This is a genomic window from Paenibacillus rigui (assembly GCF_002234615.1).
Lineage (GTDB): Bacteria > Bacillota > Bacilli > Paenibacillales > NBRC-103111 > Paenibacillus_S > Paenibacillus_S rigui.
The window spans coordinates 1-12,884 of record NZ_NMQW01000085.1 but is presented as its reverse complement, the minus strand read 5'-3'; the positions used below and the strand labels follow the sequence as shown (position 1 = coordinate 12,884).

At 54.2% G+C, this 12,884-nt stretch carries 10 protein-coding genes; 2 read left to right on the top strand and 8 right to left on the bottom strand.

What is annotated here, in order from left to right; translation table 11 throughout:
* From CF651_RS31690 to CF651_RS31670, 5 genes are all read right to left on the bottom strand, one after another.
* Positions 1-409 (bottom strand): MFS transporter (locus tag CF651_RS31690; protein ID WP_144029151.1); only part of this gene is annotated, 409 nt, incomplete at its 3' end.
* 254 nt (positions 410-663) lie between these two features.
* Entirely contained in the window at positions 664-1,503 is an 840-nt protein-coding gene (locus CF651_RS31685; RefSeq protein ID WP_094018862.1) for an ABC transporter ATP-binding protein, read from the bottom strand.
* Between the two features lie 24 nt (positions 1,504-1,527).
* Entirely contained in the window at positions 1,528-2,580 is a 1,053-nt protein-coding gene (locus CF651_RS31680; protein ID WP_094018861.1) for a FecCD family ABC transporter permease, read from the bottom strand.
* Positions 2,577-3,581 carry a FecCD family ABC transporter permease gene (locus CF651_RS31675; RefSeq protein WP_094018860.1) on the bottom strand — a complete coding sequence of 335 codons (1,005 nt, stop codon included), beginning with the start codon at positions 3,579-3,581 and terminating at the stop codon, positions 2,577-2,579. Before CF651_RS31675 ends, CF651_RS31680 begins: the two co-directional genes overlap by 4 nt.
* A 79-nt stretch (positions 3,582-3,660) precedes the next feature.
* Positions 3,661-4,662 (bottom strand): ABC transporter substrate-binding protein, encoded by a 1,002-nt coding sequence (locus CF651_RS31670; protein ID WP_094018859.1) that lies wholly within the window; start codon positions 4,660-4,662, stop codon positions 3,661-3,663.
* 259 nt (positions 4,663-4,921) lie between these two features.
* Between CF651_RS31670 and CF651_RS31665 the strand changes: the two genes are divergently transcribed.
* Positions 4,922-6,472, top strand: a complete 1,551-nt coding sequence (locus CF651_RS31665; protein WP_179233090.1) for a helix-turn-helix domain-containing protein — start codon at positions 4,922-4,924, stop codon at positions 6,470-6,472.
* A 163-nt stretch (positions 6,473-6,635) separates the two neighbouring features.
* Here CF651_RS31665 and melA read toward each other — a convergent pair whose 3' ends face one another.
* On the bottom strand, positions 6,636-7,934 hold the full coding sequence (gene melA, locus CF651_RS31660; protein ID WP_094018857.1) for an alpha-glucosidase/alpha-galactosidase: 1,299 nt from the start codon (positions 7,932-7,934) through the stop codon (positions 6,636-6,638).
* 311 nt (positions 7,935-8,245) lie between these two features.
* On the opposite strand from melA, the gene CF651_RS31655 reads away from it, so the two are divergent.
* Positions 8,246-9,112, top strand: a complete 867-nt coding sequence (locus tag CF651_RS31655; protein WP_245856236.1) for an AraC family transcriptional regulator — start codon at positions 8,246-8,248, stop codon at positions 9,110-9,112.
* A gap of 162 nt (positions 9,113-9,274) precedes the next feature.
* On the opposite strand, the gene CF651_RS31650 is transcribed toward CF651_RS31655, so the two are convergent.
* Positions 9,275-10,648 (bottom strand): glucose 1-dehydrogenase, encoded by a 1,374-nt coding sequence (locus CF651_RS31650; protein WP_245856235.1) that lies wholly within the window; start codon positions 10,646-10,648, stop codon positions 9,275-9,277.
* Complete coding sequence (locus CF651_RS31645) at positions 10,645-12,684, bottom strand: glycoside hydrolase family 15 protein (protein WP_094018855.1); 2,040 nt, start codon at positions 12,682-12,684, stop codon at positions 10,645-10,647. Before CF651_RS31645 ends, CF651_RS31650 begins: the two co-directional genes overlap by 4 nt.
* Between the last annotated feature and the right edge of the window lie 200 nt (positions 12,685-12,884).

The window sequence follows — 12,884 nt, the reverse complement described above, 5'->3', positions numbered from 1 at the left end:
GTACTTTCCCCTGCTCCCCCCTGCCCGCCTCCGAGGCTGCGAATGCCCCTACGGCATCCACAACGCCGCCAATTGCCCCGTGGAGAAAGCGGAGTATGAACAGCTGAAACGGGGTGCTGGCAAAGCCCATCGCAGCAAGGACGCAGGCGGACGCCGCCAAGGCCCGTACCACCATCCATTTGCGGCTTGTGACATCACCCAGCCTGCCCCACAGCGGGGCAGTCAATGCGGCGGAAACTGCAGGCGCCGTTAAGCTTAGGCCGCTCCAAAGCAAAACCGAGGCTTGGCTGCCTGCACCCAGCTGCTCCATATAGAAGGGCAATAGAGGGGCGATAATCATGGAGCTCAGGACCGATAAAAAATGACTGCCCCACAGCAATCGAAAATTGGAATACCATGCAATTGTCATGTGAATGGAAAGCGCGCTAGCTGCTTCACCTTGTCACCTCACCCGCCAGTTTAAGTAACAATGATAATGATAATCATTTTCATTAATTCCCGTGAATTATCTTACCATTTTTAGCTAAGGGCGAGTATGCTCTATTCGTATAGTTTTGGTTATCCAAATGAAGTACGCGCGGCTCGGAAAAAGAACGCCCCCCGTAATCCGAGATGCGTTCTCTTTACAAGCCCGTTCAAATGGACAGCCTTTTCCTGCACCCGTTAATATACTTTACGCAGCTCCTGCTTCCCCTTGAACTCCTGCCGGGGAATGATCTTCCGTCCTTTTCCGTGCGGAATGCATACCGGGGTGCCGAACAATAGATCGGTGCCGATCTCGCACTCCATCCCGAAGACGTCCCGGATCATTTTCTTCGTCACAACCTCCTCCGGCAGCCCCTGGGAGTGAACCCCTTTGTCGTGGACGGCAATGATATGGTGCGCATACCGGCAGGCCAGATTCAAGTCATGGAGCACCATCACAATCGTGCGCTGCTCCTCCTGATTGAGATCAAACAGCAGATCCAATATTTCCACCTGATGCGCCATATCCAGATAGGTGGTCGGCTCATCCAGCAGCAGCACCTCCGTATTTTGCGCCAATGTCATAGCGATCCAAGCCCGCTGCCGCTGCCCGCCTGAGAGAGAATCTACCGCACGCTCCTGTAGTGATTCCAGATGCGTCATCCTCAGTGCCTTGGTCACCTGACACTCATCCTCCTCCGACCATTGCTGGAACAGCCTCTGGTGCGGGTAACGGCCCAGCCGGACCAGCTGGAGCACGGTTAGGGCTTCCGGCAGTACAGGCCCCTGCGGCAACACCGCCATTTGTTTGGCGACCTCCTTGGTCGACATTTGGGAGATACTGCGGCCATTCAGCAATATCGTGCCCTGCTCCGGCTTCAATAAGCGGGCGAAGGAGCGCAGCAGCGTCGATTTGCCACACCCGTTGCTACCGATCAGGATGCTGATCTTCCCCTGCGGGATGTGCAGATCAAGGTGATCGATAATGGTCGTAGCCCCATAAGAAAGCGATAATGATTGAGCGGCCAGCTTCTCCATAAATGATTGATTTCCCCTTTCTATTCATTCTGTTTTTTTCTTCGTCTTGACCAGCAGGTATAGAAAAAATGGCGCTCCAATCACGGCCGTGAACACCCCGGCAGGCACGTCGCGAGGCGCAAATATCGTTCGCCCGATGAGATCCGCCGTCATCAGCAGCAGCCCCCCGACAATCGCCGAGCAGATCAAGAGGAGACCGTGAGAGCCTCCGACCAGCCTTCGGGACAAGTGAGGCGCCATCAGGCCGACAAACCCGATACCGCCGACAAAAGCTACGGCAGAGCCCGCCAGAGCGGCAGCCGTCACCAGAAGCGCGAAGCGCTGCAGCTGGATTCGTCCCCCCAGCACAACAGGCAGCTCATTGCCGAGCACCTGGATGTTCATGCGTCCGGCGAAAACAAACAACAGAGGCACGAACAGCAGCAGCCAGGGAGTGAAAAACTTCACGGAGGTCCAATTGGCTCCATAGACCGTTCCGGTAATCCAGATTTTGGCCTGGCTCGTTACAAAAATCGGACTGAAGATGAGAAAGATCGTCTTCAACGCTTCGAGCAGCGCCGTCACACCCAGGCCCACAAGGATCATCCGCATTGGCGATACGCCCTTTTTCCAGGCTCCGAAATAAATAAAGGCGGATACCGCAGCCGCTCCGGCAAAAGCAAACAACGGCATCCAGACGATGCTCGTCTTGACATTGAACACGGCCAAGTACAGCACCGCCATCATCGCCGCCCCGCTGGTGACGCCAATCACATCGGGAGAGGCCAGCGGGTTGCGTACGACGGCCTGAAGTATGGTTCCCGACAAAGCCAGCGCCATCCCGGCCAAGCCGGCCATGACGAGCCTCGGCATACGAAAGTTCCATATGATATTCGCTTCCATCGAGCCCGCATCCGTCCCGAGCATCACTTGAATCGTCCGCAGTGGCGAGATATAGAGGGTGCCTATGCCCACGCTGAAGATCGAGAGCAGTGCTAACACGAGGAGGAGAAACATAATCATCCAGGCGCTTTTTTTCTCAAAAATAAAGGATAGCTTCAGACGCGGCCATCGAACCGCAGCATACCGGCTGCTCATTTGCTTAACAGCTCCTTTCGCGCCAAATAAATAAAGAAAGGGGCTCCGACGATCGCCGTCATGACGCCGACAGGCACTTCCTTGGGAAAAGCGATGAACCGCGCCCCGATGTCCGCTGCAAGCAGCAACACCGAGCCAAGAACAGCGCAGTACGGGAGGACGAAGCGATAGTCAATGCCAACCAGGCCGCGTACGATATGCGGAATGACTAATCCGACAAAGCCCACCGGTCCCGCCAACGAAACCGCTCCTCCGGCGAGAAGTACGACAACCAGCAAGGAAGCCAGCTTCACCCGAAACGTATTTTGCCCGAGGCCTGTGGCTACCTCTTCTCCCACAGAAATTACGTTCATTGCTTTGCTTAGCAGCAACGCACTGAGCAGTCCGACGAGGAGAAAGGGAAGCATGGTTACAATCTGCTCCATCTTCCTCCCCTCAACCGAGCCGGCCAACCAGAAAAATACGCTGTCCAATGTCTTCTCATCCGAAATTAACAGCGCCGAGGTAAACGAAGAGAACAACGCGGCCATCGTGGCGCCCGCTAATGTCAGCTTGAGCGGTGTCAACCCTTCACGGCCAACCGAGCCGACCACATAGACGGACACAGCTGCTGCGGCAGCTCCTGTTAACGCGAGCCATGCCAGCTCCCCCTGACCTGATAGCGACATGAAAGACACGCCCGTAACAACAAAAAATCCGGCGCCCGCGTTCACGCCCAATATACCGGGAGAAGCCATCGGATTACGGGTCAAAGCCTGCATCATCGCTCCGGATACCGCCAAAGCCGCACCGACCAGTGAAGCGACAATGGCCCTGGGCAAACGAATATCCCGAATAATGACCTGGCCGTTCGACCCGTCAAAATGCCGGTATGCACCCCAGACCGCAGACCAGGTCGTATCCGCATACCCATATACAATGCTTGCCGCAAATAACAAAGCGAACAGCATTAAACTTGCAATCAATCCCGCTATTTTGGATCCGGTGCTTTGAAGTATCATCTTACGAAACCCTTCTATATTAAATGGACAGCTTGAAACCCGCATCGGGATTTTCGTTCCCGGATGCGGGTAAGCTGCGTTATTTCAATAAATATTTGGCCAGATCATCCAGCAGCAGGTTCGCCGAAATGATCCCGCCGGAAGAATTCCATACGCCGTCGTTTACTTTAATTGCTTTTCCATTCTTCACGACGTTCAGGTTTTTCCACAAGGCTTCTTCCTGCCATGCCTTCTCGGTTTTGGTTGTCTCTCCTTTTTCATCCTCCAGCGTGAAGTAGAACAAAATGTCGCCTTCCAGGTCTGGAATACGTTCTTTGCCGATAATGTCTGCAAACGTTGGTTTATCTTGAATTTCCGGACGCTTCAGACCCACTTGCTTGATAATCCCGCCGGCGAACGTATCATTATAATAGATACGTACTTTATCGCCGATATAGAAGCGGACAAGCGAAATTTTGGTGTTGATTTTATCGCCAAGCTTGGTGCGCAAATCCTTGACCTTGTTATCGAAATCGGCGAGCTGCTTGTCGCCTTCCGCCTTCTTATTCAATGCTTCCGCATAAATCTTGAAATTGATCAGCGCATCGGAATTCGTCCGCTCCGAGAATACGGTTGGCGCGATGCTGGTCAGCTGCGCATATATTTTTTCTTGACGAAGCTTGTTGCCGATGATCAAATCCGGCTTCAAGGCCGCAATCGCCTCCAGGTTCGGCTGATTCTCATCCCCTACGATTTGCACGCCCTCCAGCTTGTCTTTCAGATGGTCGTAAAACGGCTGCACACCCCATGCTTTTACCATGCCGACCGGCTTGAAGCCGAGTGCCAGCGATGCTTCTACCGCGTCATTCACCAGAACGACGACTCTTTTGGGCGTTCCCTTTACGGTGGTTTCCCCCATGGCATGCTTTACCGTGTAAGGCGCGCTGGTATCAGGCTGCTTGCCGCCTGCTTGCTCCGCCGGTTTGGCTGTATTGTCAGCTGCGGTCTTCCCTGCAGTCGTAGAGCCGCATGCCGAAATGAGCAGCACCAGTGACAGCAGAAGCATGGTCAAGAATGAGCGTTGCGGATATTTCTGAATCATGAATGTTTCTCTCCCCTTGTCTATTGATAATGATTCTTGTTATCATTCTTGGTATAGTGTAATACGTACTGGAATTATCGTCCATGTCCTGAAGTATCCGTTTTGTTGCACAATTCTACCTCATGAAGAGAGGGGCTGCCTTTCCATGGCCTTACCGGTTCTCCAAAAGACCCCGCATACCATGTTTCTACTTTCCTCCATAAGAAAGTATGAGCGAAGAAAGGTCTTTCACCTTCACCGCAGGAACCTTCCTGTTCCTGTGCTTTGTTTTATAGCCCGGGGGGAAGGGACCGCTGTTATCGATGGGACTGCTCATGCTTTACAGCCGCTGCAGCTGTGCTTCCTGCCGCCGGGCTGCAGCATCGAAGTGTCGATGACCGGTCAAGAAATAACCTATTACGTTATCGTATTCGAGGCATTGCAGGCAGAGAAACGAAGGGGGCGATGGCAGTTGACGCCTATCATCCCCCGTTCCGCTACGTTCCCCCACTTCCCTGCCGCTCCTGTGCCAACCCCGGAATCCCGCGAGGTAGAGCGCAGAATCGAGCAGATGTATGCTTTAAGTAGGGCCGACCAAAAGGATCCGCTTCGGACCACCGACCCTCATGCCACCGGCGAAGCTTTATCGCAGCCACCCCTGTCCGATCCCAATCTGCCGCTGCAGTCGCTTCTGGAGCTGCTCCTGCATTCCGGTCCCCGTCAGCAAACGGAAGCGGAGCGGAACGCGGATCCCGGCTTGGAATTGTGTATCGCTTATATGCGTGAGCATTACCAGGAGAAAATTAGCCGCAAAACGCTGGCGTCGCTGGCCAAGCTGACGCCCAATGCCTTTTGCCGCAGCTTTAAACGAACGACAGGGCTTTCCCCAACCGATTATTTAAACCGCATTCGGATCGAGCAGGCGAAGCAGCTCCTGTCGCCGGCTGCCTCCGTGAAGGAAGTAGCCGCTGCGGTCGGTTACGGAAGCGAGTACTATTTTAGCCGCATATTCAAGGAAACGGTCGGCCTCTCCCCCTCCCACTACATCAAACGGGAACGGCTGAGGGTGGCGACAGCTTCCCGCTGCGGGCTACATGAGAACCTGTCCTCAATGGGCATGGAGGCGGTAGCCGCCGTCGATTGCTACAGATATCCGTGGATGAACGATGAAGAGTATCATCGGCAATTGTTATCTCAGCTGGAGCAGCTGCGGCTGGCGAAGCCGGATTTGATTGTCGCAGACTATGCCCAGCGGTCCTGCTATGAGCAATTCAAGCAGATTGCTCCTACGGTCCTTCTCGAGCATCATTTGGATTGGCGTGTAGCGCACCGGAGCCTCGCCGGTCTGGTCGGGCGTGAAAGGGAAGCGGAGCATAGCCTGACCCGTCTGCAGGAGAGCGTCAACGAAGTCCGCAGACGTCTGCTGGCATCCGCAGAAAACTACAGCAGGGTTGCCGTCGTACAAATGCTGCCGCAGCGGATCCGCGTTCAAGGTACGGTGCTTCATCCGTTGAACGACCTGATTTATCAGGAGCTGGGGCTTCAGCCCGGGTCCGGCGTTCCGAGGAATAAAATGAGGGACGAACGGTTTTCGCGCGAGCTGCCGGGACTGGAAGCGGATCATCTGTTCATCATTAAGCAGGACACTCCGCCCCCGATGGAAGGTGAGCCGGAACAGCTGCCGCAGGCCATGCCTATGGAATTTAATCCATCCGGCCGCAAGCGAACGGTCCATCTCATTCCGAATTGGCTCGTCATGAGCTGGACGCCGCAAGGAAGGAGCCGTATCGCAGAGGAGCTTGTGAACAAGCTCACACAGCGGAAGGTATAACGGGAACGACGGAATACGGCATGGCTAAATCAGCCGGAGCAGCTATCAACCTCTACCTCTATGCAACCATACAAAATGAGCAAAACACCCCCACACTTCATCAATAGCGTGGGGGTGTTCCTATTTTCAACTATGGCTTACGGAATGGAACCATATCGGGCCGTTAAACAAATTTCGGCAGCCAATCCCCGTGAGCTTCGATCAAATCGTCGCACATGGCGACAATATCATCGATCGAAAGCTCGGCAGCCGTGTGAGGATCAAGCATGGCCGCATGGTATATGTGCTCTTTTTTACCTGTGATTGCCGCTTCCAGCGTCAGCAGCTGGGTATTGATGTTCGTGCGGTTCAGCGCGGCGAGCTGAGGAGGCAGGTCCCCTACATAGGTCGGTGTTACTCCGCTGGCATCCACCAGACAAGGCACCTCGACGCAGGCTTCTTTCGGCAGGTTTGTAATCAGTCCGGTGTTCATTACGTTGCCGCCGATTTTGTAAGGGCGGTTCGTTTCCATCGCTTCCAGCATGTAGGAGGCGTATTCCTTTGAACGGTTATGCTCCAAATTTTTATTGTTCACCAGCTCCTCGCGCATCGTCTTCCATTTCTCGATCTGACGGATGCAGCGGCGCGGGTATTCATCTAGCGGAATGTTGAACCGGTCAATCAGCTCGGGATAATTTTTCTTAATAAAGTACGGATGGTATTCCGCATTGTGCTCGGACGATTCGGTCACGTAATAGCCGAAGCGGAACATCAGCTCGTAGCGCACCATATCCGTGTGCTTCTCTTGTTGCTTCTCGCGCGCTCTGCGTTTAATTTCGGGATATAAATCTACGCCGTCCTTCGTCACCTCAAGCAGCCAGGCCATGTGATTGATCCCTGCAATTTTTGTCTGCACGCCTTCGGTTTCCAACTCCAACGACTTGAACAAATGCGGCATGCAAGCCTGAACGCTATGGCACAAGCCTACGGTTTTGACGCCTCCGTACGTATTCATCGCGTTGGTCAGAACCGCCATCGGATTCGTATAGTTCAGGAACCAGGCATCGGGACACACCTCTTGAATATCTTTGGCAAAATCAAGCATCACCGGGATCGTGCGAAGGTTTCGGAAAATGCCTCCAATGCCCAGCGTATCTGCGATCGTTTGACGCAAGCCATATTTCTTGGGTATTTCAAAATCCGTAATGGTGCAAGGGTCGTAGCCTCCGACTTGAATCGCATTCACCACATATTTGGCGCCGGTCAGAGCTTCCTTCCGGTCCGAATACGCTTTCACAACACAGGTGCTGCCAAGCGAGCTTTTCAAGTTATTCAACATATTCTCGGAATCCTTGAGGCGAATCGGGTCAATATCGAACAAAGCCAGCTCGAAGCCTTGCAGCGCCGGAGTCATCATGCAATCGCCAAGCACATTTTTGGCAAAAACGGTAGAGCCGGCACCAAGAAAAGTAATTTTAGACATTGTAGTACAGCCTCCCTGCTTATAGTTGGTGTGAACTGCTTCTAGGTTGACTATACTCCTGCGACCGATATTTTCATATGGACGCAATCCACTTTTATATGGATAAATGTAGCCAAAGACAAATCTGTCCGCAGTTGCCAATCCCGTGTTCACCAAGTATAATCAGTCCATATCGCTAGTTTACTGCCAAAATATGAAGCATCCAGCTATCATCAGCGGGTTAGCCCTTCAAGACATATGTAGTCCGATCTTATGAATCTTATGAACTCGTCCTCTGCTTCTTATCATCAAACATCGTTGGAGGTATGCCCGTGTCCTCATCACAGCCCTATCATTCCGTCGCTTTCAACCCGCACCCCGGCAAGGGGGAGCTTACGCTGCTGTTCAGCGGACAAGAGCAGACGAAGCCGCAGCATATCGTAGGTCCGCAGGTATTGGATTACCATCTCATCCACTATGTCGTCTCCGGCCGCGGCACCTTCCGCTGCATGGGCAAGGAATATCAGCTGACCCGCGGCAGCAGCTTCTTTATTTTCCCCGGTGAGCTTGTCGGCTACAGCTCCGACGAGTCGGAGCCTTGGAGCTACCGCTGGCTCGGGTTCAAAGGGCCGCGTGCAGACGAGTACCTGAACGTCATGGGCATTTCGCAGCATAAGCCTGTTGCCGTCACCCGAAATGACCGGAAAATGAGAGCGCTGTTCCACCAGCTCGAACAAACGCTGCATCAAAGGCAGCCTCATTGCGATATGCAGGCCCAAGGCTACTTAAGGCTGATTCTCGCTCAATACGCCCAGGATCTGGTCGCCAATACCGCCCCCCACGGGGAGGCTTCCGGTATTCAGCAGCAAGTCGAGCAGGCCATCCGCTGGCTGACGTTCCAATACCACCAGCCCATATCGATCGAGCAAATGGCGCAGAGCCTCGGCTATCACCGAACTCATTTGTCCAAAATGTTCAAGCAGCATACCGGGCTGTCGCCGATGAGCTTTCTGCTCAAAATCCGGATGGAGCGGGCCAAGCTTCTGCTGCATGAGCCGCTGACGATTGAGCAGGTCGCTTCCTCCGTGGGCTTCACCGATCCGCTGTATTTCTCCAAGCAATTCCGCAAGTGGTACGGTCGTTCCCCTTCGGAATACCGCCAGGACCACACTGCAAATCCATACGATTGCAGCCAGTAAGCGGCTTGCTGCCGCATAGCAAAGAAAAGTAAAATAAAGTAAAGTAAAGTAAAGCATTTCGCCCCCGCTGTTCGTCTCTGACATCGGCGGGAACACGAAGAGAGGGAGCCGCAACTGCATCGGCTCCCTCTCTTGTTTCTGTCTGGCCGCTGAAGCGGGCCCTTACACCGAAAAGCTGTACTCCACCTGCTCGATGTCCGGCTGCAGCAGGCCCTCCCACTGCGGACGCGGTACGATATCGACCACCGCCTTGATTTCAATACGGCCGAAATCCAGCGTTGGCACTTGCTCCAGCGTCAGACGATTCGTCATAAGCCGCTCCAGCACCCCTGGAAACAGGTCCTCCATTTGCTCCAGCCGATAGAGGCCGGTTTCAAAGTTTTTACGTGAGGCATTGACGGAACCGAGAATGCATTTATTTTCCAGCACGATCTCCTGGTTGATCATGTCGCTCTCGATTTTCAAGCTCCTGCTCCCCGGCGTGACGCCAAGCAGAGCCAGTACGCCGCCCGGGCCGAGCGCCGTCATCGCCTCGAATGCAAGCGGGCTGTAGCCCGTGCATTCGAAGATCAAATCGGCGCGCCTGCCGCTCTGCTCCAGGAAGCCGCTGAGCGTATCCGCTCCATCGGCTTCCTGCGGTGCAGCGCTTTCCGCGCCGGCCGCCCCCGCCTGCCGGTACTCCGCTCCGCAGGCGCGAACCAGCTCCGCCGCCAGGCTGTCAGCCGGCGACTTGGACCAGACGACGGTGTCCAGGCCAAGACACCGTGAGGTCAGGGCCGCAAGCAGCCCGAGCGGCCCGGAACCAAGCACCAGCGCGGTCTTCGGCTGCCATATCAGCCGCTGCTGAATCCGTTGTACTTCTTCCCATACCTTCTCTACGATACTCTGTGGCTCCGTCAAGACGCCATAGTCCAAGCAGGTAAAGGGAACCTTGACCAAATATTTCGCTTGCTCGACGTAATATTCGGACAAGTAGCCGTGCATCCCTTTGATGCCGCGCTCCACGTAAGCCCCGGTTTCGCAAAAATCCGCGTGCCCGTTGCGGCAGTTGACACAGCCCGGCTCCTTGCACGGTCTCCGCACGAGCGCGCAGACAAGATCGCCCTGCATCAGGCCGCTGTCCTCCCCTGCTTCCTCCACGATGCCAAGCGACTCATGACCGATCGTTAATCCGGTTTCCCCTTCCGGGGGGACACCGTATTTTTCGGTCATCAGCTCGCGGTCCGTTCCGTCCAGCCCGACGCACAACACACGGACGAGCACGTCATCCGGCCGTTTCAACGGAGGCCGCTCCACCTCGGTCAGCTCCAGCCCGGGGCCTTCCGATCGCTGCATCGAGGGCGGTGCCGGCTGAGAGGCGGCAGTCCGATCTGCCGCGGTTCTGTCGGTCAGCTCCCGCAAGCTCCCATCCCTGGTTATTTCCAAAGGCGCATGCTTCCGATCATATTCCTGCTGACGCTCCCGGGCCTCTTTCGACTCCCGTTCTTTGTCCTGTGCCTCCTTGGTCTGAAGGCCATTCAAACGAATTGTCTTCATACCGGAGCCCCCGTCGTTTGCAGAATCGAGGCATCGCTCCTGTCCTCTTCGGCATTCGCTTGATTGCGCAGCTGTCTCAGCTTCGATACATACTCCTGCACGACCTTGACGAACGAGGCATGGGACCAGGTCAGCGGCGATACCGACATCGGCTCGCCATTGAAGGGATGGACCTGCTCCGCGAGGATGCCGCTCGGCAGTGCATGCCCAATGGTCCAACGGATCAAATCCAACGCTTCCTTCAGATCGGACTCCTTCTTGGCCATTGCAATAATCCATTCTGCGTACCATAAAGTACAAATGAACCAGGGGTTCCCGGGCACCGTATGAACATCCTTCGTCACCTGATGATAATAGTCGTTCGTGTAGCGCGCTATGCCGCCTACCTCCGTTTGCACCCACAGCTTCCCGCGAATGGCCTTCATCGTACTGACGATACGCGGGTCATCCGGAGCAAACAAGCCGAAATCAAACAACGCATACATGCTCGCATCCAGAGTCAGATCGGCATCATATGTATTCTTGTCGCGATTCCAATAAAGCGACCGTACGAAGCGCTGCTCCGATTCCAGGAACATAAATTGTTCCACAGCTTGTTTAACCTTCGCTGCTTCATCGCGGTAATAAATCATCCGTGCCCCGTCTTGAAAATGCTCTGCAAAGTTAGCCGCAGCCAGCAGCCCTCCATAGACGCTTGCCACCGTGAAGGCATGAACCCCGTAGCGCTCTTCCCATAAATCATAGGATGGTAAGGGCAGACCGCTTGCATCCTTGTACCTCGCCAAAAAAGACGCCGCAGGCACGACGAATTTATCATAATCATCCCGGGCTTGATCCAGGGTCTTGGCCAGCTGGTGATGATGCCACATCGTATACAGCACCAGCGCCGTTTCATCCTCCTGGATCGGCAGCTGCTTCTCTCCCGCTTCGTTCACCCACGGATGCCAGCTGGAGCCGGGCGATCCGTCCGGATTATATTTGTGCTGCAAATATCCATCCTCGGTCAAAGCACGTTTACAGAACTCGTAAAATCGCCGAGTCAGCTCCTTGTAGCCGGAACGGTCCAGCGCGTGAGCAATTAACGCTCCATCTCTCGGCCACATGTACGAATACGTATCCTTGGCAAATTTCATAATATCCGAGTCATTAGCGGCAATAATTGCGCCCCGGTTGTCCATATGGGATCGCACCACCAACAGGCTTCTCTTATAAAAAGAAGCTATATCTTTATCCAGCAGCCCCAGCTCATGCCGGTCCTTCGCAAGCCATTCCCGCCAGAAGCTGTAGGTGCGCTGCAGCAAAATTTTGGGGGACGCCTCCCGTACGTGCCCTTCTATTCTACGTATTTCTCCAATACTTTTACCAAAGCAAACCCAGAACCAGCCTTCCTTGCTGCCTTGGGCAGGGAGCTTCATTTCCAGCTCAATCGTCCCGTCTACCGAGCCTTGTGCGATCGGGTTACGGCCGAGCTTTCCGTCTTCCGCATCTCTCCATGTTCCCTCAAGCCCGTGCATTTCCTTTTGCCCGATGGCATAGCTTGTGCAGGCTGCGCTCTTTTGGTCGGCTGATTGACATGATAGGGACATGTACCGGTGCCCTTTATAAAATACGAGCGATCTCAGATCCGGATCATAGTAGATCGTGTCCCCTACTCCATTGCCGTACAAATGCAGGTCCAGGTGAAAATACAATTTGACGGTCCGCTCCCGGTCTGTCGTATTTTCCAGCGTTACCTTCCGGACAAAAACATTTTCCCTTACATCGACACCGTCTCTCAGCTGCACCTTCATGCCCAAGCGTTCATGGACACCCTCTACATGGGTAATCAGGGTATCATTCAAATAAGAGGCCTGCTTCTTCAGCTCCGGATGATCGATCCAGAAGAAGTCCTCCTCCGTCCGTATGCCAAAATGAGATAAGTGATCTGCAGCTTGATTTTCCTGCCCGACAAAGGGATAATACAAATCACGCACATTATAGCTCGTATCGAAATTCACTAATACATTCCCGTTACCTATAGGTAAATCCCGTGGCATAATTGACACTCCTCCTTTGCTCGCTCTTCCTAATTTTCCCGAAGTAGGGGTTCAATTATGCGGAACGGCATACGAAAAAAGCATGGGCTAAAGAAGCGAGGCCACTGAAAACGTTACGGCTGCATGGACGGATCATTCTTCCGATCGCTGTTGTCCCCGGATTTTATCACTGTCTCTTATCCCCATCTCCGCTCCACCGA

What these genes read in the sequence shown, in the direction of transcription:
- melA (WP_094018857.1), bottom strand. Translation starts at nt 7,934, where the DNA reads ATGTCTAAAATTACTTTTCTTGGTGCCGGCTCTACCGTTTTTGCCAAA.
- CF651_RS31650 (WP_245856235.1), bottom strand. Translation starts at nt 10,648, where the DNA reads ATGAAGACAATTCGTTTGAATGGCCTTCAGACCAAGGAGGCACAGGAC.
- CF651_RS31680 (WP_094018861.1), bottom strand. Translation starts at nt 2,580, where the DNA reads ATGAGCAGCCGGTATGCTGCGGTTCGATGGCCGCGTCTGAAGCTATCC.
- CF651_RS31685 (WP_094018862.1), bottom strand. Translation starts at nt 1,503, where the DNA reads ATGGAGAAGCTGGCCGCTCAATCATTATCGCTTTCTTATGGGGCTACG.
- CF651_RS31675 (WP_094018860.1), bottom strand. Translation starts at nt 3,581, where the DNA reads ATGATACTTCAAAGCACCGGATCCAAAATAGCGGGATTGATTGCAAGT.
- CF651_RS31645 (WP_094018855.1), bottom strand. Translation starts at nt 12,684, where the DNA reads ATGCCACGGGATTTACCTATAGGTAACGGGAATGTATTAGTGAATTTC.
- CF651_RS31670 (WP_094018859.1), bottom strand. Translation starts at nt 4,662, where the DNA reads ATGATTCAGAAATATCCGCAACGCTCATTCTTGACCATGCTTCTGCTG.